Annotated in this window: 1 tRNA gene; it reads right to left on the bottom strand. The window is 56.2% G+C overall.

Annotated features, from left to right (window positions below):
* Window positions 1-104: 104 nt before the first annotated feature.
* Window positions 105-180 (bottom strand) — tRNA-Lys (locus tag IEQ44_RS16300).
* Window positions 181-249: the final 69 nt, after the last annotated feature.

Below are 249 nucleotides of genomic sequence, written 5' to 3'. Positions count from 1 at the left end.
TTAGTGGTGGGTCGTGCAGGATGACTCGACTTCGTCTCGCCCTTCGGGCCGTTGCTCATGCAACGTTATCCTTCACGTTTTACTACCGCTTCCACCTTAGCGATTGGTGGGTCGTGCAGGATTCGAACCTGCGACCAATTGATTAAAAGTCAACTGCTCTACCAACTGAGCTAACGACCCGGTGGTGGGTGATGACGGGATCGAACCGCCGACCCCCTCCTTGTAAGGGAGGTGCTCTCCCAGCTGGGC

Origin of the sequence: Nocardioides malaquae (assembly GCF_015070385.1) — a bacterium.
Lineage (GTDB): Bacteria > Actinomycetota > Actinomycetes > Propionibacteriales > Nocardioidaceae > Nocardioides > Nocardioides malaquae.
The sequence above is the reverse complement of the archived record's forward strand: the minus strand, read 5'-3'. Positions and strand labels throughout refer to the sequence as shown.